At 61.6% G+C, this 23645-nt stretch carries 25 protein-coding genes; 18 read left to right on the top strand and 7 right to left on the bottom strand.

Features of this window, described 5'->3' with window-relative positions; genetic code table 11:
- Positions 1-171 precede the first annotated feature (171 nt).
- The 3 genes from P353_RS13390 (at position 172) to P353_RS13400 (ending at position 2727) form a co-directional block, all read left to right on the top strand.
- A complete protein-coding gene (locus P353_RS13390) occupies positions 172-678 on the top strand; it encodes a hypothetical protein (RefSeq protein ID WP_052084856.1) in 507 nt (168 codons plus the stop codon).
- A gap of 21 nt (positions 679-699) precedes the next feature.
- A complete protein-coding gene (locus P353_RS13395) occupies positions 700-1557 on the top strand; it encodes a DUF2145 domain-containing protein (protein WP_052084857.1) in 858 nt (285 codons plus the stop codon).
- Positions 1558-1626: 69 nt separating this feature from the next.
- Positions 1627-2727, top strand: a complete 1101-nt coding sequence (locus tag P353_RS13400; protein ID WP_034370071.1) for a zinc ribbon domain-containing protein — start codon at positions 1627-1629, stop codon at positions 2725-2727.
- A 48-nt stretch (positions 2728-2775) separates the two neighbouring features.
- Here the strand turns inward: P353_RS13400 and P353_RS13405 are convergent, their stop codons facing one another.
- Positions 2776-4197 carry a GGDEF domain-containing protein gene (locus tag P353_RS13405; RefSeq protein ID WP_034370074.1) on the bottom strand — a complete coding sequence of 474 codons (1422 nt, stop codon included), beginning with the start codon at positions 4195-4197 and terminating at the stop codon, positions 2776-2778.
- A 23-nt stretch (positions 4198-4220) separates the two neighbouring features.
- Between P353_RS13405 and P353_RS29215 the strand changes: the two genes are divergently transcribed.
- On the top strand, positions 4221-4412 hold the full coding sequence (locus P353_RS29215; protein ID WP_155500043.1) for a hypothetical protein: 192 nt from the start codon (positions 4221-4223) through the stop codon (positions 4410-4412).
- Between the two features lie 57 nt (positions 4413-4469).
- Here the strand turns inward: P353_RS29215 and tgt are convergent, their stop codons facing one another.
- The gene (tgt, locus tag P353_RS13410; protein WP_034370077.1) at positions 4470-5642 is read right to left on the bottom strand and encodes a tRNA guanosine(34) transglycosylase Tgt; all 1173 of its coding nucleotides are present in this window, start codon (positions 5640-5642) and stop codon (positions 4470-4472) included.
- Between the two features lie 121 nt (positions 5643-5763).
- Between tgt and P353_RS13415 the strand changes: the two genes are divergently transcribed.
- Positions 5764-6237, top strand: a complete 474-nt coding sequence (locus tag P353_RS13415; protein WP_034370273.1) for a universal stress protein — start codon at positions 5764-5766, stop codon at positions 6235-6237.
- A gap of 55 nt (positions 6238-6292) precedes the next feature.
- Here P353_RS13415 and P353_RS13420 read toward each other — a convergent pair whose 3' ends face one another.
- Together P353_RS13420 and P353_RS13425 are read right to left on the bottom strand one after the other, a co-directional pair.
- Entirely contained in the window at positions 6293-6772 is a 480-nt protein-coding gene (locus P353_RS13420) for a hypothetical protein (RefSeq protein ID WP_052084858.1), read from the bottom strand.
- A gap of 38 nt (positions 6773-6810) precedes the next feature.
- Entirely contained in the window at positions 6811-7335 is a 525-nt protein-coding gene (locus P353_RS13425; RefSeq protein WP_419186593.1) for a MarR family winged helix-turn-helix transcriptional regulator, read from the bottom strand.
- Between the two features lie 116 nt (positions 7336-7451).
- Here P353_RS13425 and P353_RS13430 point away from each other — a divergent pair, with 116 nt between their 5' ends.
- From P353_RS13430 to P353_RS13465, 8 genes are all read left to right on the top strand, one after another.
- Positions 7452-9776 carry a bifunctional salicylyl-CoA 5-hydroxylase/oxidoreductase gene (locus P353_RS13430; RefSeq protein ID WP_034370083.1) on the top strand — a complete coding sequence of 775 codons (2325 nt, stop codon included), beginning with the start codon at positions 7452-7454 and terminating at the stop codon, positions 9774-9776.
- A gap of 136 nt (positions 9777-9912) precedes the next feature.
- Complete coding sequence (locus P353_RS13435; protein ID WP_034370086.1) at positions 9913-10683, top strand: SDR family NAD(P)-dependent oxidoreductase; 771 nt, start codon at positions 9913-9915, stop codon at positions 10681-10683.
- 21 nt (positions 10684-10704) lie between these two features.
- On the top strand, positions 10705-11559 hold the full coding sequence (locus P353_RS13440; protein ID WP_034370089.1) for an enoyl-CoA hydratase family protein: 855 nt from the start codon (positions 10705-10707) through the stop codon (positions 11557-11559).
- A gap of 1 nt (position 11560) precedes the next feature.
- The gene (locus P353_RS13445; RefSeq protein WP_034370092.1) at positions 11561-12724 is read left to right on the top strand and encodes an acyl-CoA dehydrogenase family protein; all 1164 of its coding nucleotides are present in this window, start codon (positions 11561-11563) and stop codon (positions 12722-12724) included.
- A 55-nt stretch (positions 12725-12779) separates the two neighbouring features.
- Positions 12780-14390, top strand: coding sequence for an AMP-binding protein (locus P353_RS13450; RefSeq protein ID WP_034370095.1), 1611 nt, complete (start codon positions 12780-12782; stop codon positions 14388-14390).
- A 78-nt stretch (positions 14391-14468) separates the two neighbouring features.
- On the top strand, positions 14469-14930 hold the full coding sequence (locus P353_RS13455) for an acyl-CoA thioesterase (protein WP_080750534.1): 462 nt from the start codon (positions 14469-14471) through the stop codon (positions 14928-14930).
- A gap of 2 nt (positions 14931-14932) precedes the next feature.
- Positions 14933-15325 (top strand): RidA family protein, encoded by a 393-nt coding sequence (locus tag P353_RS13460; RefSeq protein ID WP_034370100.1) that lies wholly within the window; start codon positions 14933-14935, stop codon positions 15323-15325.
- 180 nt (positions 15326-15505) lie between these two features.
- Complete coding sequence (locus tag P353_RS13465; protein WP_052084859.1) at positions 15506-16177, top strand: GDSL-type esterase/lipase family protein; 672 nt, start codon at positions 15506-15508, stop codon at positions 16175-16177.
- Between the two features lie 38 nt (positions 16178-16215).
- Here P353_RS13465 and P353_RS13470 read toward each other — a convergent pair whose 3' ends face one another.
- From P353_RS13470 to P353_RS13480, 3 genes are read right to left on the bottom strand one after another with little or no spacing between them, the layout of a single operon-like run.
- Complete coding sequence (locus P353_RS13470; protein WP_034370103.1) at positions 16216-17439, bottom strand: phospholipase A; 1224 nt, start codon at positions 17437-17439, stop codon at positions 16216-16218.
- Between the two features lie 41 nt (positions 17440-17480).
- The gene (locus P353_RS13475) at positions 17481-17909 is read right to left on the bottom strand and encodes a hypothetical protein (protein ID WP_034370106.1); all 429 of its coding nucleotides are present in this window, start codon (positions 17907-17909) and stop codon (positions 17481-17483) included.
- 9 nt (positions 17910-17918) lie between these two features.
- Positions 17919-19991: an ATP-dependent helicase gene (locus P353_RS13480; RefSeq protein ID WP_034370108.1), complete on the bottom strand. Its 2073-nt coding sequence runs from the start codon at positions 19989-19991 to the stop codon at positions 17919-17921.
- A 277-nt stretch (positions 19992-20268) separates the two neighbouring features.
- Here P353_RS13480 and P353_RS13485 point away from each other — a divergent pair, with 277 nt between their 5' ends.
- The 5 genes from P353_RS13485 to P353_RS13505 all read left to right on the top strand — a co-directional run bounded on the left by P353_RS13485 (position 20269) and on the right by P353_RS13505 (position 23501).
- On the top strand, positions 20269-21009 hold the full coding sequence (locus P353_RS13485; protein WP_034370111.1) for a hypothetical protein: 741 nt from the start codon (positions 20269-20271) through the stop codon (positions 21007-21009).
- Positions 21006-21572, top strand: coding sequence for a GTP-binding protein (locus P353_RS13490; RefSeq protein ID WP_034370114.1), 567 nt, complete (start codon positions 21006-21008; stop codon positions 21570-21572). The genes P353_RS13485 and P353_RS13490 overlap by 4 nt, the downstream gene beginning before the upstream one ends.
- Positions 21569-21970: a roadblock/LC7 domain-containing protein gene (locus tag P353_RS13495; protein WP_034370117.1), complete on the top strand. Its 402-nt coding sequence runs from the start codon at positions 21569-21571 to the stop codon at positions 21968-21970. The genes P353_RS13490 and P353_RS13495 overlap by 4 nt, the downstream gene beginning before the upstream one ends.
- Before the next feature lie 84 nt (positions 21971-22054).
- A complete protein-coding gene (locus P353_RS13500) occupies positions 22055-22414 on the top strand; it encodes a hypothetical protein (RefSeq protein WP_003078024.1) in 360 nt (119 codons plus the stop codon).
- A gap of 127 nt (positions 22415-22541) precedes the next feature.
- Complete coding sequence (locus tag P353_RS13505) at positions 22542-23501, top strand: AEC family transporter (RefSeq protein ID WP_034370279.1); 960 nt, start codon at positions 22542-22544, stop codon at positions 23499-23501.
- The last annotated feature ends 144 nt before the right edge of the window (positions 23502-23645 follow it).

The following is a 23645-nucleotide window of genomic DNA, read 5'->3' on the forward strand; positions in this document are numbered from 1 at the left end:
TTGAAAGTTGTGGGCGTGGGAGTGGGGCAAGATGTGCAAGCTGCAGCTAGTTTGAGGGCTGTCAGCGGGCGGGAAGTATCGCTTTGCGATACTGCGAGACCTGCCGCTTGCTGATTTTGACAAAACACAGGGCCGAAGTTTCGGGCGCATGGATGATTCGTTCGTCGCCGCATGCAAATCGCGGTCCATTTCAATAACCACCGGGAGCCATTTGTGATCAACGTCCTGACCTTTATCCGTCCTCTTCGCAACAGCCTGTGCGCTCTGGGCGCGGCCTTTGCCTTGCTGGGCGGCAGCGCAGTCCACGCCCAGAGCGAAGCCTCTCTGGTGCTGTCGGCCCTGCCTGTGGCATCGGTGGTTGCAGCGGTATCCGGTGGCGCTTCGGAGGAAGTCGTGGCAATACCCCTGTTTCTGTCGGCCGCTGGTGCATCCGTGATCGTTGAGGCCGTGGAGGGCAGTGCCACAGGCGTGACCTATGTGCTCAAGAATGTGGCTGATGGCACTTCGGCCGTGGTCAAGGTCTCTGGCCAGGCCGCAGGTGCCCTGTCGGTCGGTGTGGGTACGGTGGTGCAGACCAGCGCCACTGCGGCCGGCGTGATTCTGTCCACTGCAGGCAAGGTGCTGGCCTTCATCCCCAATGAAATCGGCAAGGCGCTGATGCACAACGAGCGTCTGTAATTCAAGAAATTGGAGGCTCGCATGATCAAGGAACCGACAAGCGTTGTACAAGCCATGGCGCCCGCTCAACGCGCCGGCGTGCCCATCCCCGGCCCTGTGGCGCTGGCGCTGGGCGCTGCGTTGATTGCCTGGGCAGGCTCGGCAGAGGCCGGCCGCAGCTGTGAAGACCGTCCGCTGACCGCCGATGTCATGGTCAAGGGGCTGAATCTGGCCGCGCGCACCGCCAAGGCGCTGGATGCCGAGTTTCAGAAGAACGGCACCCAGGTCGTGCTGCTGGCTCGGCAAGGGCAGGACTTGAGCAAATACGATCTCAAGTATTCGCACTATGGCTGGGCCTACAGAACACCTGCCGGCCCCTGGCGCGTGGCGCACAAGCTCAACGAGTGCGGCACCGCATCCGGCCATATCTACCGCCAGGGCTTGGGCGAGTTCTTTCTTGACGATATGTGGCGCTACGAAGCTGCCATTCAGATTCCGACACCGGCGGTGCAGCAGGCCCTGCTCAAGTTCTTGAGCGCTCCCACGGTGCTGCGTCTCCAGAACGAGCCCTACAGCATGGTCAGCTATGTCTGGAGCAGCAAGTACCAGCAGTCGAACCAATGGGCGACCGAGACGCTGGCCGCAGCCATGGAGCCGGCGACGATTCAGAACCGAGCCCAGGCTCAGGCCTGGTTGCAGGCCAAGGGTTATGAGCCCGGTGCGCTCATCATTCGCGCGTTCTCGCGACTGGGTGGGCGCATGACGGCGGCCAATATCGCGTTTGACGATCACCCCAACGAAAAACGCTTTGCCAGCCGCATCGAGACGGTGACGGTGGACTCCGTGACCCAGTGGCTGCAGCGCACGCAACTCGCATCGGCCGTGCATACCGTGCAGTGAGTTCAAGCCGAATCGGCTTCAAAGCCTTGTTGAACATGCGCAAGGTGCTATGTTTTTGGAGTAATTGAAATGAGCAAGTCTCTGCGTTTGCCCGAGAAATGGTTTCGCCGTGGCCTCTGGCTGGTGGCGCTGCTGTTTGCCTTTTTCCTGATCGGCCTGGGCGGGCTGGTGGTGGGCAATCTGCCTCAGCCCGATCGCTCGCTGGAGATCGAGTCCTTTATTCCTGAGGCCGATGCACAGCGTGTGCGGGCCGAAATCGACCAGGCCCAGAAGACGGCCGGCGTGACTCAGAAGGCACTGGACAGGGCTCAGCTCAAGTTCGACGCCGAGCGTGCGCGCTACCAGTCGGCGCGCGACACCTTTGACAACTGGGTGGCGACCCGCCGGGCGACGGAGCGCCCCGAGCAGGACGCAGAGCTGGTCGCTCGCAGCAAGGCGCTGGATGCGCTCAAGCAGGCCGAGGACATGGCCCGCCAGGAGCGCGAGAAAGAGGCACAGACCCATCTGGAAGCGAATCAGGCCGTCTCCAACGCCGAGGCCGAGATGAGCAGTCTGCGCGAGCAGGCCTATCCCCAGTATGAAGCCGCCATGCGTGCCAGCGAGCTGCGCGTGTTTCTGTTCCGTCTGGCCATCACCCTGCCTTTGCTGGTAGTGGCGGGCTGGCTGTTCGCCAAGAAGCGCAAGAGCACCTGGTGGCCTTTTGTCTGGGGTTTTATCTTTTTTGCGCTGTTCGCCTTCTTTGTCGAGCTGGTGCCCTATCTGCCTGACTACGGTGGCTATGTGCGCTACATCGTGGGCATCGTGGTGACGGTGCTGCTGGGCCGCTATGCCATTCTTGCGCTCAACCGCTATCTGGAAAAACAGAAGCTGCAGGAGTCCTTGCCCGAAGAGCAGCGCCGTGAGGAGCTGAGCTATGACGTGGCGCTGGAGCGTCTGTCCAAGAATGTGTGCCCGGGCTGCGAGCGCCCAGTGGATCTCAAGAACACCGAGATCGACTTCTGCCCCCATTGCGGTATCGGCCTGTTCGACCATTGCGGCAGCTGCAATACCCGCAAGAGCGCGTTCTCACGCTTTTGTCATAGCTGCGGCACTGCAGCCGGCAAGATGCTGCCGCGTCCCGATGCGGCGATGGCTGCACCGCTCGCCTCCGGGTCTGGCGAGCCCGGATGACCGTGGGCCGGGCTACCGGCTTGTCGGGGGTGCAGTGGCGTGTCGAGCTCAGCGAAGCTGCGCCGCGACGCGATCTCGCCCGGCGGCCTTGGCCTCATACAAAGCCTGGTCTGCCTGCTGCAGCAGCAGGTCCAGGCTTTGATGCGCTTGCAGGCTGGCGGTATGGACCAGGCCTATGCTGACGGTGGCGCTCATAGTCTTGTCATTCATGGGCACGCGCAGCTCCCGGATGGAGCGGTTGATGCGCTTGGCGATCTCCTGTGCAGCGGTTGCGTCCACCTTGGGTAGAGCCACGGCGAATTCCTCGCCTCCCATGCGGCCCACGATGTCCTGAGCGCGCAGCACCTGGCTCAGGGTCTGGCTGAAGCTGCGCAGCAACTGATCCCCACCCGCATGGCCGAAGCTGTCGTTGATCTGTTTGAAATGGTCGAGATCCAGCATCAGAATTGTGAATGGCTGGCCATCCTGGCGGCAACGCTCCAGTATTCTTTGCCCCTGCTTCATGAAGGCACCGCGCGCCAGCATATCGGTCAGAAAGTCGTGGTTGACGGCATGGCTGAGCTTTTGCATCAGCTCATTGCGCGCCATATGCGATCCGGCCACTGCCAGCGGGCCCAGCACCAGCATGCATAGCCCCATGCGAAATGACAGAGCTTCGAGAAAATGCGCGGGGGTGAATTCAAGCGTGCCCAGCGAAATAAAGAGGATGCTGCTCAGACAAAGCGAGGCCGTGATCAGCGTCAGACTGAAGATGCGATAGCTCAGCGCACACCAGATCAGAGCCGGCAGGGAGAACGCCAGTGAGCCGGGACCTTTGATCCCGTAGCTGATGGCTTCCAGGGCAATCACGGCCAGCAGCGGCAGGACGCGGCGCAGGGGGGAGGGCTCGCCCGGATGTGCAGCTGGTTGCCTGCGTGCAGGCCAGGCGAGAACAATGGGTAAAAACATCATGTAGTTCAGCCACTCGCTGCTCAGCCACATGGAAAAAGCCTGCCAGTGCGGCGTCCCGAAAACGGCGCTCAGCACCGGAGCTCCGAGCAGCGCGGCCGTCAGTGCGCCCAGGCCGCTGCCTACAAACAGCAGCAAGGCGGAGGACTGGCGTTGCATGAACAATGTGGCATGGCGCTGCCTGTGCATCAGCGCCCAGGCCGCGCCCACACCGGCCATATTGGCGATGCTCAGCAGGATTGCCACATCGGGCCGGCTGCCCGTGAGCAGATCGGCGGCGATATAGGCTGCCGAGACCGCCAGCACCGAGCTCGGGCGCAGCCAGTCAGGGCGGTGCAGCAAAAAGCCCAGCAGCAGCGCGTTTGCGGGCCAGATCGGCGAGAGAAATCCCATGGGGCGCGCCAGTATGCCGAGCAAGGCGGCCAGAAACACCAGGATCCCCAGCGTGAGCGCAGCGGCCCATGTCCTGGGGGCCGCGGTCTGCAGCAGCGGCGTTGGCTTGGGGGCGGAGGCTTCGGTCATAGGAGAGGGGCCGCGAGCGTTTCGTGGAACTTTCTTCAGTGGCTCTTTGTGAATTCGATGTCAATCGCCAAAAATGCCTGTTGTTGCCGTTAGATGTTGTGGTTTTAACAAAAACATACAGAAAATCGAGAGCCGATGCGGTTTTGCAGCGCGGTATTGACGATGTTTTTCAATTGATGGCCTGCAGAGCAAGCCGGATGTCTGCTGCCGAATGAAAAAAGCCAGAGACTCGCTCTGGCTTTTGGAGGCTCTGCTGCGGCAGGCGATGGGGCTCAGACCCCGCGGGCGCGATCGGCCTTGAATTGGGCGCGGAACTCGGCAAAAGTGCCTGCGTCCAGCGCGTTGCGGATTTCCTGCATCAGGTTCAGGTAATAGTGCAGATTGTGGATGGTGGTGAGCATGGGGCCCAGCATCTCGCCGCAGCGGTCCAGGTGGTGCAGATAGGCGCGGCTGAAGCCTTCGCGGCCGCCATTGTCCCAGCTCACGCCGCTCTTGCCCGCGCAGGCGTGGCAGGTGCAGGTGGTGTCTATGGGCTGGTGGTCCACCTTGTGACGAGCGTTGCGGATCTTCAGATCGCCGTAGCGCGTGAAGATGGTGCCGTTGCGTGCATTGCGCGTCGGCATCACGCAGTCAAACATGTCGACGCCGTCGGCCACGCCTTGCACCAGGTCCTCGGGTGTGCCAACGCCCATCAGGTAGCGAGGCTTGTTGGCGGGCAGCAGATGCGGCGTGTGGGCCATGATCTCCAGCATCTCGTCCTTGGGCTCGCCCACGGAGACGCCGCCCACGGCATAGCCGGGAAAGTCGATTTCCAGCAGTCCCTGCAGCGATTCCTCGCGCAGATTGGTGTACATGCCGCCCTGCACGATGCCGAACAAGGCATTGGGGTTTTCCAGGCGCTGGAACTCCTCCTTGGAGCGCTTGGCCCAGCGACGGCTCATCTCCATGGACTTGCGCGCTTCGGCTTCGGTGGTCTTCTTGCCGTTGGTTTCGTAGGGCGTGCACTCGTCGAGTTGCATGACGATGTCCGAATTCAGAATCGTCTGGATCTGCATGCTGACCTCGGGCGACATGAACAGCTTGTCGCCGTTCACGGGGCTCTGGAAATGCACGCCTTCTTCGGTGATCTTGCGCATCGCACCCAGCGACCAGACCTGAAAGCCCCCCGAGTCGGTCAGTATGGGCTTGTCCCACTTCTCAAAGTCGTGCAGACCGCCAAAGGACTTCATGATGTCCAGGCCTGGACGCATCCACAGATGGAAGGTGTTGCCCAGGATGATCTGTGCGCCCATTTCTTCGAGGCTGCGCGGCATCACGCCCTTGACGGTGCCATAGGTGCCCACGGGCATGAAGATGGGGGTCTGGACCTTGCCGTGGTTAAGCGTCAAGGTGCCACGGCGCGCGTGGCTGGTCGGGTCGGTCTTGAGAAGGTCAAACTGCAGCATAGCCGGCTATTTTCCCAGATGCCCGCAAGCACTGCTGCAATAGCCGGTGCTTGCCCCAGATTCGCAACCCGTCTTTGCAGCCTGGGCCTACACTGGTGCACAAGACGAACAGGAGGTTGCCATGCTCAAGATCATGATTGCGGTGGATGGATCGGATGTCGCACTTGAGGCCGTACGCCACGGCATCAAGCTTTTGCAGAGCGGGCTGGATGCTCACTTTGTGATAGCTCATGTGCAGAAGGAGGCCACGCTGCTGGAGCTTGCAACCACAGATTCAGATCTGATCGCCAACGCCAGCATCGAAGCCGGCATGGATCTGGTTGCGCCTGCACAGGATCTTCTCAAGGAGGCCGGGGCCTCCTATGAAGTGGAGATCAGCTTGGGCGAAGAGGCCAATACCCTGATCGATATTGCCGAGAGCAATGAATGCGATCAGATCATCATCGGTGCCACGGGTCAGAGCGGGCTGGGCAGCATTTTGATCGGCTCGGTCTCACGCGAGGTGGCCAGACACAGTCGGCTGCCGGTGACGATTGTGAAAATGCCCGAAATGGCCGAGGCGGATGACAACTCCGCTGAAGATGCGGATTCCTGATTTGATAGCGCTCTGCGATTGATCGTAAGCGCTGAAAGCGTGATTTGATTGGAGGTCAGGCCGCACGGCGCTGCTGGCCGGATTCACGTCTTTGCCAGCTGCTGCGGCTGCCTGCACGATGGGCTGCAAATTTGCCATGCGGCATGTTTGCCAGACGCGTCAGCATCCAGCGGCAATAGCCTTGCACGCTCAGGCATTTGTTGATTTCCTCTTCGGGCAGCGGGCCGGAGACCACGACCAGCCGGTTTGCGCCTTCCCAGTCTCCTGCCATGCGCAGACGGCGCTGCGCGCCCATGGCCCAGGAGTGAATGCGGGTGGGGTGACCATGCTGGTGCACGCGACCGGTGATGCGGTCAAACGCGATGGCGACCAGCTCGGTCTTGAGGCGATAGGGGCGCTCTCCCGTGATGGCGTTGGGTGCATCACGCATGTCGTAGAGATAGTAGAACCCGGACTTGAGCCGATATCGCAGATGCAGTAAATCCATGAACCATGCCCCCCAAGCCTGTGTCACGCAGGACTGCGTGCAGGGCATTCTCCATGAAATTGTCACAAAACGGTGTTTTTTCGGGCTCAGGCACTATCTGGCGAGCTCAGCACCTGTCTGAGCTTGCCCAGTTGTTCGTACAGATCGCTGGCGTTTTTGCTGCCCAGTGGAGTCAGCAACTGCTCAAGCCATAGCTCATGCGCGGCAGCCATGGCCTTGAACTGCTTTTTGCCCGTACGGGTCAGGCGAACGATCATGGAGCGGCGGTCTTCCTCGTCAGCCACGCGTTCCACCCAGCCTTCGGCCACCAGCTGATCGGTCAGTCCGGTCACATTGCCGCCGGTCACCATCAGATATTCCGACAGAGTCTTCATGCGCAGACCTTTGGGAAAGCGGCTGAGCTGTGCCAGGTAGTCAAAACGAGGCAAGGTCGTGCCGAACTCTGTGCGTAGCTGGCTGCGAATGACCTGCTCGATCTGTGTGCTGCAGGTCAGAAGGCGAAGCCACAGGCGCACGGCCTGATGGTCGGAGTGGGACAGGCCAGCTTCGCGACCCGGGGCTTCGGGCATGTCGATGGAAAAATCCGGATTGTGTTGGGCCATGGTTGGCATGGTGCGCAAACTAGCGTGCTTTGGGTTCAGGGTTTGGCCGGATTTTAGTGAAAATTTCATGCATTAATAATTTAGGTATAAAGTAATTTTTGAAAAGCCAGGAACGGATCACTGTCATGAAAATTGTCTGCATAGGTGGTGGCCCCGCCGGCTTGTACTTCGCTTTGCTGATGAAGCAGATGAGCCCTGCGCATGAGGTGACGGTGGTGGAGCGCAACAAGCCCTACGACACCTTTGGCTGGGGCGTGGTTTTCTCCGATGCCACCATGGACAATATGCGCGACTGGGACCCGGTGACAGCCGTGCAGATCGAGCAGGCTTTCAACCATTGGGACGATATCGAGTTGCTGTTCAAAGGACGCAAGATTCGCTCCGGGGGACATGGTTTTGTGGGGATCGGCCGCAAGCATCTGCTCAATATCCTGCAAGCGCGTTGCGAAAAGCTGGGTGTGAACCTGGTGTTCGAGACCGATGTGCAAAGCGATGAGGACTATCCGGATGCCGACCTCGTGATTGCCTGCGATGGCGTGAACTCGCGCATTCGCAGCAAATACGCCGACATCTTCAAGCCCGATATCGTCACCCGCCCTAATCGCTATATCTGGCTGGGAACGAACAAGGTCTACGAGGCATTCACCTTTGATTTCGTGCGCACGCCGCATGGCTGGTTTCAGGCGCATATCTACAAGTTCGATGACAAGACCTCAACCTTCATCGTGGAGACCACGGAGGAATGCTGGAAAGCCAGCGGTCTTGACACCGCCGATCAAGAGCAGTCCATTGCCTTCTGTGAAAAGCTGTTCGCGGACAATCTGCAGGGCGAGAAACTGATGACCAATGCCCGCCATCTGCGCGGCTCCGCCTGGATCAACTTTCAGCGCGTGGTCTGCGACCAGTGGTGGTTGAAAAACCGCAAGGGCAGCCATGTGGTGCTGATGGGCGATGCCGTGCATACGGCACATTTCGCCATTGGCTCAGGAACCAAGCTGGCGATTGAGGATGCGATCGAGCTGGCACGCCAGTTCAAGCAGCGCGGCGATGCAGCAGCGCATATTCCCGAGGTGCTGGCGGCTTATCAGGAAGCGCGTCGCGTTGAAACGCTGCGCATTCAGAATGCGGCCTGGAATGCGATGGAGTGGTTCGAGGTCTGCGGCCAGCGCTATTGCGACCAGCTGGATCCCGAGCAGTTCATGTACTCCATGCTCACGCGCAGTCAGCGTATCAGCCATGAAAACCTGCGCCTACGTGATGCGCAGTGGCTTGGCGGCTATGAGAAATGGCTGGCCGAAAGAAGCGGTGTCGCGGTCGATGCCAAGGCGCCACCGCCCATGTTCCTGCCCTATACCCTGCGCGGCATCACGTTGAAGAACCGTATCGTGGTCTCCCCCATGGCGCAGTACTCTGCGGTTGATGGTGTGCCTGGTGAGTTTCACCTTGTTCACCTGGGTGCGCGTGCGCTTGGCGGCGCCGGTCTGGTGTTCGCCGAGATGGCCTGTGTCAGCGCCGAGGGGCGCATCACGCCCGGCTGCCCGGGCACTTACAGCGCTGAGCAAAAGCAGGCCTGGAAACGTATCAGTGACTGGATTCACACCAACACCGATGCCAAGTTCGCCATGCAGATCGGCCATGCGGGTGCCAAAGCCTCGACGCGGCTGGCCTGGGAAGGTACGGATCTGCCGCTGGAGCAGGGCAACTGGCCCATCATGGCCGCGTCGGAGCAGCAATATCTGCAGGGAGTGAGCCAGATCTCCAAGGCAATGACACGCGCCGATATGGATGAGGTGTTGCAGCAGTTTGTGCATGCCGCGCAGATGGCTGCCGACATCGGCGTGGACTGGCTGGAGCTGCACTGCGCCCACGGCTATCTGCTGTCGGGCTTTATATCGCCGCTGACCAATCACCGCAGCGACGAATATGGTGGCAGCCTGGAGAACCGACTGCGCTACCCGCTGGAGGTCTTCAAGGCCATGCGCGCCGTTTGGCCTCAGGACAGGCCCATGTCCGTGCGCATCTCGGCCCATGACTGGGTGCCCGGTGGCATCACCCCCGAAGACGCGGTGCAGATTGCCAAGGCGTTCAAGGCCGCGGGTGCCGACCTGATCGACTGCTCATCGGGTCAGGTCAGCAAGGCCGAAAAGCCTGTGTTTGGCCGCATGTTTCAGACCCCGTTTGCCGACCGCATTCGCCAGGAGGCCGGCATTGCGACCATGGCTGTGGGAGCGATCAGCGAGGCCGATCATGCCAACAGCATCATTGCCGCAGGGCGTGCCGATCTGTGCGCGATTGCCAGACCGCATCTGGCCAATCCGGCCTGGACGCTGACTGAGGCCGCCAAGATTGGCTACACGCCTATCGTCTGGCCCAAACAATACTTCCAGGGCAAGCGCCAGATGGAAGCCCTGTTCGAGCGCGAGAAAGCGCAGCAAGCCGCAGCCAAATGAAACACCCCCTGAGTCGCCTCGCGCCTTCCCCCGCTCTCAACCCGCGAAGACGCAGCCCACACTGCAGGGCGGTCCCTGCTCGGCCGCCACGGGCTGGAGTGCGCCAGTTTTGTGGGCCTGCGGTCTGGAGAATTCAATGACAGGCGATATGAACGTTCAACATGCGCTGGTGACGGGCGCGGGCCAGGGCATTGGCGAGGCGATTGCGCGCCAGCTGCTGGCCCAGGGCGCTCGCGTCACGGTGCTTGGGCGCCGCGCCGAGCCGCTGCAAAAGCTGGTGGAGCAGCACCCTGGTCAATGCCAGATGGTACTGGCCGATGTGGCCGATGAAGAACAGGTGGCAACGGCGTTTGCGCAGGCAGCAGCCATGCATGGCGATATCAGCATTCTGGTCAACAACGCCGGCCAGGCCAGCAGCGCGCCCTTCATGAAGATGGATGCCGCGCATTGGCAGCAGATGCTGGCGGTCAACCTGACCGGCACCATGCACTGCATTCAGCAAGTGCTGCCGGCCATGTCCGCATCAGGCTGGGGCCGCATCGTCAATGTGGCCAGCACGGCAGGACTGGTGGGGTATGCCTATGTCGCAGCCTATGTGGCGGCCAAGCATGGCGTGGTGGGCCTGACACGAGCTCTGGCGCTGGAGTACGCCAAGACCGGGATCACCGTCAACGCCGTCTGCCCTGGCTATACCGAAACCGAGATTGTCAAAACCAGCATTGACCGCGTCGTAGCCAAGACCGGCCGCACACCAGAGCAGGCAATGGCAGAGTTCGTCAAGTCCAACCCTCAAGGCCGCCTGGTACAGCCGCACGAGGTGGCGAACGCAGTGATGTGGCTATGCGGGCGAGGCGCATCAAGTATTACTGGGCAAGCCATAGCCGTCGCTGGTGGCGAAGTCATGTGACCCGGATTTTTGGAGGCAGACATGAGCGAATATGCAATCGATCCAGCCCTGCAAGCTGGCAATCACAAGCTGCTGGCGGGCTATCGGGCCACGCATTTCCAGTGGCAGGTGCAGGATGGCGTGGCAACCATCACTCTCAATCGTCCGGAGCGCAAGAATCCGCTGACGTTTGATTCCTACGCCGAGCTGCGCGACCTGTTTCACCAGCTCAAGTGGGCGCAGGATGTGAAGGCCGTGGTGCTGGTCGGCGCGGGCGGCAACTTCTGTTCGGGCGGTGATGTGCATGAAATCATCGGTCCGCTGGTCGCGCTCAAGGCTCCCGAGCTGCTGATGTTCACCCGCATGACGGGGGAGCTGGTCAAGACCATGCGAGCCTGTCCGCAGCCCATCATTGCGGCTGTCGATGGGGTGTGCGCGGGTGCTGGGGCCATCATGGCCATGGCTTCGGACCTGCGCCTTGGCACTGCGCGCAGCAAGACTGCGTTCCTGTTCAACCGCGTGGGGCTGGCAGGCTGCGACATGGGTGCCTGCGCCATGCTGCCGCGCATCATTGGCCAGGGCCGTGCGAGTGAGCTGCTCTATACGGGACGCAGCCTGGGCGGTGAGGAGGGCGAACGCTGGGGCTTCTTCAACCGTCTGTGTGAGCCCGAGAGCTTGCCGGCCGATGCGCACAAGCTGGCCGCCGATCTGGCTGCCGGTCCCAGCTTTGCCAACGGCATTACCAAGACCATGCTGCACCAGGAATGGGCCATGACGATTGAGCAGGCGATTGAAGCCGAAGCGCAGGCCCAGGCATTGTGCATGCTGACCGAGGATTTCTCGCGTGCCTATCACGCGTTTGTCGCCAAGCAAAAACCGGTCTTTCAAGGAAACTGATATGGCAGACACCAGCTATCTGAAGTGGCCTTTTTTTGAAGCCCATCACGCTCGTCTGGCCCAGTCGCTGGATGCCTGGGCCAGGCAGAACATTGCACATGCGCATGGCCCCGATGTGGATGCCGAATGCCGCAAACTGGTCAAGGCCCTGGGCGAAGCCGGCTGGCTGCGGCATGCGGTTGCGGGTGAGATCCATGGCGGCGCAGGAGAGCATATCGACACCAGAGCCATTTGCCTGATCCGGGAGACGCTGGCGCGTCACAGCGGTCTGGCCGACTTTGCGTTTGCCATGCAGGGCCTGGGCTCGGGGGCGATTTCTCTGGCGGGCAGCGAGGAGCAGAAAAAACGCTATCTGAGCCTGGTGGCCAGGGGCGATGCGATCTCAGCCTTTGCGCTGTCCGAGCCCGACGCCGGCTCGGACGTGGCGGCCATGGCCTGCGAGGCTAGGCTGGAAGGTGATCACTATGTCATCAACGGCGAGAAGACCTGGATTTCCAACGGCGGCATTGCCGACTTCTATGTCGTTTTTGTGCGTACCGGCGAGGCTCCGGGCTCGCGTGGCCTGTCCGCGCTGATTGTGGACGCCGACACATCGGGCTTCGAAGTGGCCGAGCGCATCGACGTCATCGCACCGCACCCGCTGGCGCGTTTGAAGTTTTCGAACTGCCGCGTGCCTGCCGCCCAGCGCGTGGGCGTGGCGGGCGAGGGCTTCAAGGTGGCGATGCGCACGCTCGATGTGTTCCGCACCTCGGTGGCCGCCGCATCGCTGGGCTTTGCGCGTCGTGCCATGGATGAGGCCTTGCAGCGCGCGACCAGCCGCAAGATGTTCGGCGGCGTGCTGGCCGATTTTCAGCTCACCCAGGCCAAGCTGGCGCAGATGGCCACGCAGATCGACAGCGCGGCGCTGCTGACCTATCGCGCAGCCTGGTTGCGCGACCAAGGCGAGAACGTGACACGGGAAGCCGCCATGGCCAAGATGACGGCGACCGAAAACGCCCAGCAGGTGATCGATGCCGCCGTACAGATCTGGGGCGGCCTGGGCGTGGTCAGCGAGCAGCCGGTGGAGCGTCTTTACCGGGAGATTCGCGCCCTGCGCATCTACGAAGGCGCGACCGAGGTGCAGCAGCTCATCATCGGTCGTGACCTCATCAAAAACCATGGCTGAAAGCGCTCACCAAAAAAGAACATCAGCCTGTTTTGGCCAAAAAGGAGTGTGAGTCATGTCGTACACCGCGCATATCGATACCTTTGCTGCCGACAACCTGCCGCCACCCGAGCAGCAGCCCGAGTTCATTTTCGAGCTGCCCGAGCTGCGGTTCCCCGAGCGCCTGAACTGTGCCGTAGAGCTGCTGGATAGACATGTGAGCGAGGGGCGCGGTGACCGCCTGTGCATTCAGGCCGAAGGCCTGCGCTGGAGTTATGCGGATCTGCAACTCAAGGCCAATCGCATCGCCAATGTGCTGACGAAGGAGCTGGGATTGCAGCCCGGCAATCGCGTGTTGCTGTGCGCACCCAACAACCCCATGATGGTGGCCTGCTGGTTTGGCGTCATCAAGGCCGGGGGCATTGCTGTGGCCGCCATGCCGCTGCTGCGGTCCAAGGAGCTGTCCACCATCATCGACATTGCGCAAATCAGCCATGCGTTGTGCGATGCGGCGCTGCGCACCGAGGTACAGGGAGCGCAGGAAAAAACCAGCACGCTCAAGGCCGTGCGCTATTTCAACAGTGTGGAAGCCGATGCACTGGAGCGCCTGATGGAGCAGGCGGGCGATGACTTCCAGGCCGTGGAAACCGCAGCGACCGATACCTGCCTGCTGGGCTTCACCTCGGGCACCACGGGCGTGCCCAAGGCCACCATGCATTTTCATCGTGATGTGATGGCGGTCTGCGCCTGCTGGCCCGTGCATACGCTGCGTGCCAATGCCGACGATGTGTTCATAGGCAGCCCGCCGCTTGCATTCACCTTCGGGCTGGGTGGGCAGGTTCTGTTTCCTATGTCCATCGGTGCCAGCATGGCCTTGCTGGAAAAAGCCGGCCCTGTGCAACTGGTCGATGGCATTGAGCGATTTGGTGCCAGTGTGGTGTTCACTGCGCCCACGTCATACCGTGTGATGGCCCAGCAGGGCGAACGCATCCGCCGCACCTGGTTGCGCAAATGCGTGTCGGCGGGCGAGGCCTTGACCGCTTCCACACGTGCGTTGTGGAAGGATGCGACCGGTATTGAAATCATTGATGGTATCGGTTCTACCGAGATGCTGCACATCTTCATCTCGCACCGCGAAGAAGAGGCTCGTCCCGGTGCCACCGGCAAGGCCGTGCCGGGCTATCGTGCCAAGGTGGTGGATGATGCGGGGCTCGAGGTACCGCCCGGCACCGTGGGCAGACTGGCCGTGCAGGGACCCACGGGATGCCGCTATCTCAACGACAGCCGTCAGGCCAAATATGTGAGTCGGGGCTGGAATCTGACTGGCGATGCCTATCTGATGGATGTCGACGGCTATTTCGTTTATCAGGCACGCACCGACGACATGATCATCTCGGCCGGATACAACATCGCGGCGCCCGAAGTCGAAGATGCCCTGATGCAGCACGGTTCTGTGGCTGAATGCGCGGTGATTGGCGTGGCCGACGGCGAGCGAGGCCAGATCGTCAAGGCTTTTGTGGTGCTACGTGCCGGCCATGTGGCCAGCGATGCCATGGTCATGGAGCTGCAGGATTTTGTGAAGAGCCAGGTCGCGCCCTACAAATATCCACGGGCCGTACAGTTCGTTGATCAGCTGCCGCGCACGGCCACGGGCAAGTTGCAGCGCTTTCGCCTGCATCAAACCTGATTGCTATGTTTCTAAAAAGCTGCATGCGCCTGATTGAGAAGCGCTGCAGGCAGATTTTGGTGAAGGAGCTGTTTGGGTATGAATGACGTGGCAATGGCTTCAAAACGCTTTGTGACGCAGGCGCCGATTCGTTTTGCGCACTGCGATCCGGCGGGCATCATCTTCTTTCCCCAATATCTGGTGCTGTTCAACGGACTGGTCGAAGACTGGTTCAACCAAGCACTGGGCCTGAGCTATGCGGACATGCTGCACAAGGACAAGGTGGGTCTGCCCATCGTGCACCTGGAATGCGACTTTCGCGCCATCACCCGCATGGGCGAAACCGTGAGTCTGGGCCTGTCGACGATCAAGCTGGGCAATCGTTCGCTGACGCTCGATGTGGATTGCACAGGTCCTGACGGCCAGTTGCGTGTGACGGCGCAGAAAGTGCTGGTCTTCACCAGTCTTCAAACCCATCAGGCGATTACCGCGCCACAAGCAATTCGCCACGCCATCGAACGCTGGCTGAGTTCATCCAATCCAACAGAAAACAGGAGTTGAGCATGCAAGTACTGCTGCCGCCGGGCTGGCCCCGGCCCAAGGGATATGCGAACGGCGTGTCTGTGAGTGGCCGCCAGATCTATGTGGCCGGCATGATAGGCTGGGATGCGCAAGGCCAGTTCCATACGGATGAGCTTGCAGGCCAGGCCAGACAGGCTTTGCACAATATCGTCGAGGTACTGCAGGCAGGCGGAGCCAAGCCTGAACACATCGTGCGCATGACCTGGTATATCACCGACAAGAAGGAATATCTGGCGCAGCAGGCCGAGATCGGCAAGGCCTATCGTGAGCTGATCGGCTCATTCAGCGTGGCCATGACGGCCGTGCAGGTAGCAGCCTTGATCGAGGACCGGGCCAAGGTGGAGATCGAGGTGACGGCAGTCGTACCCGACTGATTGGCAATCTGCGCACGCATAGCCGCTGGGCCTTGAGCGCAGCGGTTTTTTTTATGGTTGCTGTGTTGCAGTTTGACCGTTGTGCAGCGCGGTTTGCACTGGGGCGGCGGAGGCTGAGCTATCCTCGCGCCCAAGGAGCTGTCCTTCAGCCGTTGCAAACCCGCTGTTTTGTGAGATGCCATGAAGCCGATATTTGACCCGGTCCGACGCCATGTTCTTCAAGGCATGCGTGCCGCAGCATTGCTGACGGGGGGCGCCATGCTGTTAAGTGCCTGTGGCAAGAAGACACCCAAGGCCGCTGCCGTTCCTGCCGGGGCTACCGTGTTGGCGCTTGGAGACTCCTTGACGCAAGGTGTTGGAGCCAATGCAGATGCCAGCTACCCCAGCCTGCTGGCCGAGCGCACGGGCTGGAAGGTGGTGAATGCCGGTGTTTCGGGCGAGATCAGCAAACAGATTGCGGACCGTCTGCCGGAGCTGCTCGATGAGCACAGGCCATCGTTGGCGATTCTGTGTGCCGGTGGTAACGACTGGCTGCAGCGCAGGAGCGAGCAAGTTGTGCAAGGCGAGATCACGCGCATGCTGCAGCAGTGCAAAGCCAGGGCGACGCCCGTGCTGCTGGTGGCCGTGCCGGAGCTGAGCCTGAGTGCCGCGTTGACGGGGCGCATGAAGGATCACTCCATCTACCAAACCTTGGCCAAGGACAACCGGGTGGCATTGCTGCCCGATGCCTGGAGCGAGGTGCTGGGCAATAGCGCCTTGCGCGCCGATCAGGTACATGCCAATGCCGCAGGCTATGCGCGGTTCACCGAACTGCTGGTGGCTCAGGCCCGGGCTTCTGGTTTTCTGGCGTAAATCACGGCTCAGACCAGCGGCTGCGAGCCAAGCTGGCTTCAGAAGTCCAGCAGGCTCAGGCCCACGCTGAGTACCGTGCGCTTGTTGTTGTAGTCGACCAGGCTGTCGCCATAGCCGCTGAACAGCTGAACATGCAGGCGCAGATTGCTCTTGCCGCCGTTCCAGCCTTCTCCCAGAGTGCGCAGCCACTCGATACGACCGGAACCCTTGCCCTTGCCCAGCGAGCCACGTGCGGTCAGGCCCAGGTAGTTCTGCTCGTTGACGTTCCAGCCCAGCTTGACTTCACCGCGACCGATGTAGTCCTGGATATGGGGGTTGTCGTCCTCGAGAGCGCTCTCCTTCATGCGCTGCCAGGCTTTCAGATGCAGCTGCCAGCGGTTGCCCAGCTCGGCCCCGGTCATCAGATACCAGCGGTTCCAGCTGCGCGACAGCGGGTTGCTCTGGCCGTTCGATTGATGCGCTATGCCTATGCCCGAGTAGCGCCAGCGCCAGCCCAGCGGCAGCTGGGCGTCCGTCGGGTAGACGTAGAACACCTCGGGCTCGTGGTCAGTGGTGCGGAAGGGGCGCGAGATATCGCCATTGAACAGCTGCCAGTAGGACTGCTGGGTATAGCCGAACCACAGCGAATCCTTGCCCTTCGAGGTGGGGCCGGTCAGCAGACCGGAGGCAATCTTGGTGCGGGCCGAGAGCTGCAGGCGCATCTCGTGCTTCTGGTAGGGCTGCTCGGTCGCCAGGCCGCGGCTGGGCGAATAGGGCTGCTGATTGACCTCGTCTCCCACGACCACGGAGACCGACATGGGACGGTAGCCGCGGAAGTTGAAGGTGCCGCAGTCCGTGCCGGGCTCCAGCTCGAAGTAGCGCGACACCTCGGTGTAGCGCGGATCGCGGCAGCCGCCGTTGTTGGGCGAGAGACCCAGGCCGCTGTCGGCGCTGGCAACTGTCGCCGCAGCCGCCCCAGCCGCATTGGCGGGCACGGCGTCGTTCGCCGAGGCGGTCGCGGCAGTGAGAGCAGGCGCAGCTTGTGCGCTGGCTGCAGGCGCACTCCAACCGGAGGCCTGGGGCGCAACCGCCGGGCCTTGCTTGTGTGCCCAGGCATCAAAGCAGGCCAGGCGGTCGTTGTTGCTGGTGGTGGCAGCACATTGCTGCCAGCTTTCGGGCGGCGGCAGTTCCGCGCTGCTGGCGGTGGCCGGGTTCAGGCCGCCGACCAGTGTCAAGCCTATGCTCAGGGTAAGGGGGGGCGGGGTGAAGAAGCGAATACTCATGGGATCAATCAATGCACGGGCAGGACAAGGCCCGACCCTGCTCAGGGTTGGGCCTTGCGCATGATGAACGCGCGGGGTGGATCATTCTCTCCCTCCTGGTAATTGCCGTGAATTTCTGTACCGCAGCTGCCATCGACCACCTCGCCCAGCCAGGTGGCGGTGATGCGTGAGCCGTCTGCGCTTTCCTCGAGCGTGACCGTGCCCTCGTTCACATCGCCGACCATGGGATGGCTGCTGCCCGGGCGGCTGATGCTGCCTTTGACATTGCCTTCCCATTCGGGGTGCGGGCCCAGCATCATGCGGGCGGTTTCTTCACTGCCGGCGACGGAGCCCGTCCATACGCCTTGCAGCTGCTTGTCGCTCATCTGCCAGTCTTGCGCGCAAGTGCTGGCGGGCTTGGAGTCGAACTGCGCGCAAGCGTTGATGGACAAAGCGCTGGCAGCTATGAAAATCAAGGTTCTCAAAGTCATCTCGGCTCTTCAGTTGGCGGCGCCCGGCGCCGCCTGGTTCTTGCGCGCGGCAAATTCTTCGCGCAGCTTGCGCAGCTTCTCTCGGGGGTCTTCCTTGGCCGTGGCCGCATCGAGGCCCATCTCCTTGATGAAGCGGCTGGGCTGGCAGGCCACCATCTCGCGGCCTTTCTTGCGGCGCTTGGTCCAGCTCACGGCCAGCGTGCGCTGGGCTCGGGTGATGCCCACATACATCAGGCGGCGTTCTTCCTGCAGCCGCGCTGCCGTTTCATCGCTGACCTTTTGCTGCTTGCCGTCGTCATCGTCGAGCTTGAACGGCAGCATGCCCTCGGTCACTCCGACCTGCATGACATGGGGCCATTCCAGACCCTTGGAGGCATGGAGGGTGGAGAGCACGACCATGTCCTGCTCCTTCTCGCGCTCGCTGATGGTGGACAGCAGGGCAATGTTCTGCGAGACCTCCAGCAGGCTCTTGACCTCGGTCTGGGTGCCGGCGCCTGCAGCATCTTCGATCTGCCCGCCGGCGCGCTGTGCCATCCAGTCGCAGAACTCCAGCACATTGCTCCAGCGCGCGGCGGCGACGGACTCGCTGTCTTCGCTGTCATACAGATACTGTTCGTAGCCAATTTCCTTGAGCCAGTCGATCAGAAAGCTGCGTGAGGCTTCAAAGCCCAGGGTGTGGCGGGCGCGGTATTCCAGGTCGTTGATATAGCGGCCGAATTCCAGCAGGCTCTCGAAGGCCTTGCGCGGCAGCGCCTCCTCCAGCATCGCATTGAACAGCGAACCGAACATGCTGAGCTTGTGCGCAGCGGAGAATTCCCCGAGCTTGCCCAGTGTGGTGTGACCTATTCCGCGCTTGGGGGTGCCTATGGAGCGAAGAAACGCCGGGTCATCGTCGTTGTTGATCCAAAGACGGAACCAGGCGCAAAGGTCCTTGATCTCGGCGCGGTCGAAAAAGCTGGTGCCGCCCGAGACCTTGTAGGGAATGTTGGCCTTGCGCAGCGCCTTCTCGAAGGGCTTGGCCTGGTGGTTGGCGCGATAGAGGATGGCGAAGTCCTTCCACGCGGGCTGCGGGTTCATATTGGCGCGCAGGCTCTGGATGCGGGCCACGGCGCGCTCGGCCTCGTGCTCTTCGGTGTCGCAGTCGACGATGCGTACGGGTTCGCCCTCGCCGAGTTCCGAAAACAGTGTCTTGGGAAACAGCTTGGGGTTGGGGCCGATCACATTGTTGGCGGCGCGCAAGATGGCGCTGGTGGAGCGGTAGTTCTGCTCCAGCTTGATGACCTTGAGCTGCGGAAAGTCCACGGGCAGCTTCCTGAGGTTGTCCAGCGTGGCGCCGCGCCAGCCGTAGATCGACTGATCGTCGTCGCCCACGGCCGTGAAGTGGGCGCGCTCGCCCACCAAAAATTTCAGCAGCTCGTACTGCGTGGCATTGGTGTCCTGGTATTCGTCCACCAGTACATGACCCAGCAGGCGTTGCCATTTCTCGCGCACCTCGGGGTGGCCGCGCAGCAGACGCATGGGCATGCCGATCAGGTCGTCGAAGTCCACGCTCTGGTAGGCGCTCAGGCGCTCTTCATAGCGCTGCATGATGAGCGCGGTGCTGCGTTCGCTGTCGTCCTGCGCCATGGCCAGGGCCTTGCGACTGTCCCAGCCCTGATTCTTCCAGCCGCTGATGGTCCACTGCCACTGGCGTGCCGTCGCCACATCGGTGGTGCCGCCTGCGCAGTCCTTGAGGATGCCGGTGACGTCGTCGGTGTCCAGAATGCTGAACTGAGGCTTGAGGCCGAGAATGTGGCCGTCCTCGCGCACCATGCGCACGCCCAGCGAGTGGAAAGTGCAGATCAGCACCTCCTTGGCCTGGCGGCCTATCAGACCTGCGGCGCGTTCGCGCATTTCGGCGGCGGCCTTGTTGGTAAAAGTGATAGCGGCAATGCGGCGTGGCGCCAGACCGGTTTCGATCAGACGGCCTATCTTGTGCGTAATCACACGGGTCTTGCCCGAGCCGGCACCTGCCAGAACAAGGCATGGACCTTCGGTGTAATGCACGGCCTGGAGCTGAGCGAGGTTGAGACCAGCAGACATGAAGCAGAGTGACCCATCATCAAAAACAAGGACTGGGAGCATACCGCTTCGCTGTAAAGAGCCCTGATGACAGGGCTCACAACTGACAAAAATCAGGGACTCAGCGAGCGCTTCACCTACACGTGCGCTCTCTTGTTACTTGAATAATTGTTGTAATAAGGTGTTAGTTGTGTAGCGTGAAGATTGCATCGTGTCCGGCCTTGATCCCGACAGCGCCAGCGAATTTTCGATGGTTGAGGGATTCATTGTCTTTTCCTCAACAGTCAGGGTGCTGTGCATGGCGAGAACCATCGGTGAAGTGAGCTTGGCCGCAGAACTTTGGACGCCTGCCGTGCAGCAGCGCTTTGAAGCGCTGTTCGCCGTCGCAGCGCGCAAGTCGCTTTCCGCCTGGCGTCAAGTTCCGCGTCATGCGGCCGAAGTGCTGGTGATCGAAGGACTGGAGAGCCTGCTGGCCAGGGCAGAGGCGAGAGCCCCTTGCGTGGTCTATCTCGGCGGCGAGCCGGCCATGCAGCCGCTGGGGCGTTCTTCCCAGGGCTGGGCCGCACATCTTGATGCGGACTTTACGCTGTCCGACCTGATCGACATGCTCGACCGGGCTGCGGTTTTCCTCATGGACTGGAGGGCTAGACACCGCAGCAGCGCAGGCCTGAGCCTGCAGCGCGCCTTGGAGGAGCTTCAGCAGCAGGGGGCAGGCTGCCTGCATCGCTTTCAGATCAAGTCCTGGATCGCCTTGCCCGGCAGCGCCAACAGCGCGCAGAACATGCGCGTGCTGGCGCTGCTGTCGCGCGGGCCCATCGATGCCAGATCGCTGGCCGAACATGCCGGCATCGAAATGCGGCAGCTCTGGACCCTGTTGTCCCTGCCCCAGCTCCAGTCCGTGCTGAGCTGCAGCCAGCCTGGCAGCGAGGAGCCCGCTGCAGCTGCAAAGCCGAGCGTCGCCAGACAGCCGGCTGCTGCCGTGACGCTGCAATGGATCAGCAAGCTGACGGGCTGGATTACCCGTGGAGGACGTACATGACATCTTTCATGCCCATGCAGCCTGGTCAGGGCCTGCTGCGGGTGAGTCTGCTGGGGCCCATGGGCATAGGCAAGACCACGGCTCTGCGCAGCCTGTGTGGGGAACTCATGGCGGGCAGCGATGTGCGCAACCTGGACAAGGCGGCGCACCACAAGGAGTTCACCACGGTCGGAGCGGAGTTTGGCGAGATTGACCTGGGCTCTGGAGAGCGACTGCAACTGGTAGGCAGTCCTGGTCAGGATCGTTTTGATTTCGTGCGCCGCTGGGTGCTTTCTGCTTCGGTGGGAGCGTTGCTGATGGTGGACGTCAACGATGCGGGCGCGGTGGATTACGCCTGCGAGATGCTGGCGGGGATCGCAGAGCTGGAGCGGGCACCTTTGATGGTCATTCTCAGTTGCCGTCCCGCCAGCGGAGCAAGGCTGGAGGCATTCAGCTCCGCCCTGGTTGCCAAAGGCCATGACCTCACCCCGCTTGTTGAGGCCGATCCGCGTGATCGCCAGCAGATGCTGGATGCCCTGAGCGTGCTTGCATCACTGTTGTCCTTGCAAAGTCAAACTCTATGAAGGCCCATACCTCCCTCGTGATTACGCCACATGCCGTGGAGGCTGGTCAGGAAATCCTGGCGCGCGTGGTCGCCCCGGTGGCGGGCGTCCACATCGCCTTGCTCTGTACCCCTGACGGTTTCGAGATTTCAGCGCTGCGCATTCGCAGCGAACTGCCGACCGAACGACTGTCGGCCATGGCGGGCTCGCTCATGGCCATGGCCAAGGCCGTGGCCAATGAGATCGGACACAGGGATTGCAAGCGCCTGACCTTTGAGACGGAGTCGGGCACGGTGGTCTTCCAGGCGGTGAACGGCACCTTCCCGGCCGTTCTCTGCCTGGTGGTGGATCAGAACGCCTTGCTGGGTCGCGCGCTCTGGGCGGCCGGTGAGGTTGCCACAGGGTACCTGCCCTCTTGATCACAGGTTCACTGGAGTTCTGAGTCTGAGTGGGTGCGCATCTGGCGCACGAGTTCCTTGTCTTGCTTTTCAAAAGGTGGATTTATGGCCTCTATCCAGGATTCTCTGAACGCTCTGATGACCACAGACGGTGCTGTCTGTGGCGCTCTCGTGGACAGCGCCAGCGGCATGCTGATGGGCAGCGTAGGCGGTGGCGTGGACATGGAGCTGGCTGCGGCCGGCAACACCGAGGTCGTGCGTGCCAAGATCAAGACCATGCGCATGCTCAATCTCAACGACCAGATCGACGACATATTGATCACTCTGGGCAAGCAGTATCACATCATCCGTCCCGTGGCCGCCAATGACGGCGTGTTCTTCTATCTGGTGCTGGACAAGGCTCGTGCCAACCTGGCACTGGCGCGCCGCAAGACTGCCGATGTGGAAAAGGAACTCAAGCTCTGACGCGCTGTCCTTGTATCTGTCACAGCAGCCTGCCTTGCGCAGGCTTTGTTTTTGGGTAGGTCTTCACTGAAAAATTTTCATAGAAGGCCGTGAGAGGGTTGAAGCCGGTCGCTGTCACAATTTGTGCGTGTTGTCCGTTCTACTCATCACCTTCCCCTTCTTTGCATTGGTGGCTTGCGGCTTTGCCGCCACATGGCGCGGCATCCTGCCCCAGGCGGCCATTCCTGGCCTCAATGCCTTTGTGCTGTACTTCGCGCTGCCCTGCATGCTGTACCGCTTTGGCGCGCAGACGCCGATTCATCAGCTGCTCGATATCAATGTCACCCTGGTCTATCTGTTCTGCGCGACGCTGATGGTGGGCATGACCGTGTTGCTGACACGCAGACGCCTGGGATGGAACGATGCCGCATTCGGTGCACTGGTCGCTGCTTTCCCGAACACCGGCTTCATGGGCGTGCCCATGTTGGCTGCGCTGCTGGGCGCGCAGAGCGCTGGTCCGGTGATCGTGACCATGGCCATCGATATGGTCATCACCACCTCGGCCTGCATTGCACTGTCGCGGCTGGACCTGGCTGGCGGGCAGGGTCGAAACGGTGTCTGGCTGGCGGTGCGCAAATCGCTCAAGGGCATGGCGTCCAATCCCATGCCCTGGTCAATTCTGCTGGGCGGTCTGGCGTCGGCCATGGGTTGGGTATTGCCCGGCCCGGTGGACAAGACGGTGGCCATGCTTGCCGCAGCGGCTTCACCCGTAGCCTTGTTCACCATAGGCGCGGTGCTGGCGCGCTCGCAGATGAACAGCCATGAGCGAGTGGCGGCGCGCGACTATGTGCCGATTGCGCTGGCCAAGCTGGTCGTCCATCCGCTGCTGGTCTGGACCGTGGGACTGGCCGCGATCTCCATGGGTCTAGGGCTCCAGCACGAAACCCTGGTGGTGCTGGTGCTGCTGGCGGCGCTGCCCTCGGCCAGCAATGTGTCGCTGCTGACCGAGCGCTACGGCGCCCACAGCGGTCGCGTGGCGCGCATCATCCTGGTATCGACCAGCCTGGCCTTCCTGACCTTCTCTGCCGCCGTGGCGCTGATGACCTGATCAAAAACAAGAGCGGCTTGCGCAAGACCAGCCTGCGCAAACCGCTGCTTCGGCTTAAAGCCGCAAATCAAGCACACCCCAACAAAGAGACACCGAGGAAGGGCCTAGGCGGCCCCGCCGCCCCGCACCGAAGGTGTCGTCCCC

The organism is Comamonas testosteroni (assembly GCF_000761245.1).
In the GTDB taxonomy this organism is placed as follows: domain Bacteria; phylum Pseudomonadota; class Gammaproteobacteria; order Burkholderiales; family Burkholderiaceae_C; genus Comamonas; species Comamonas testosteroni_C.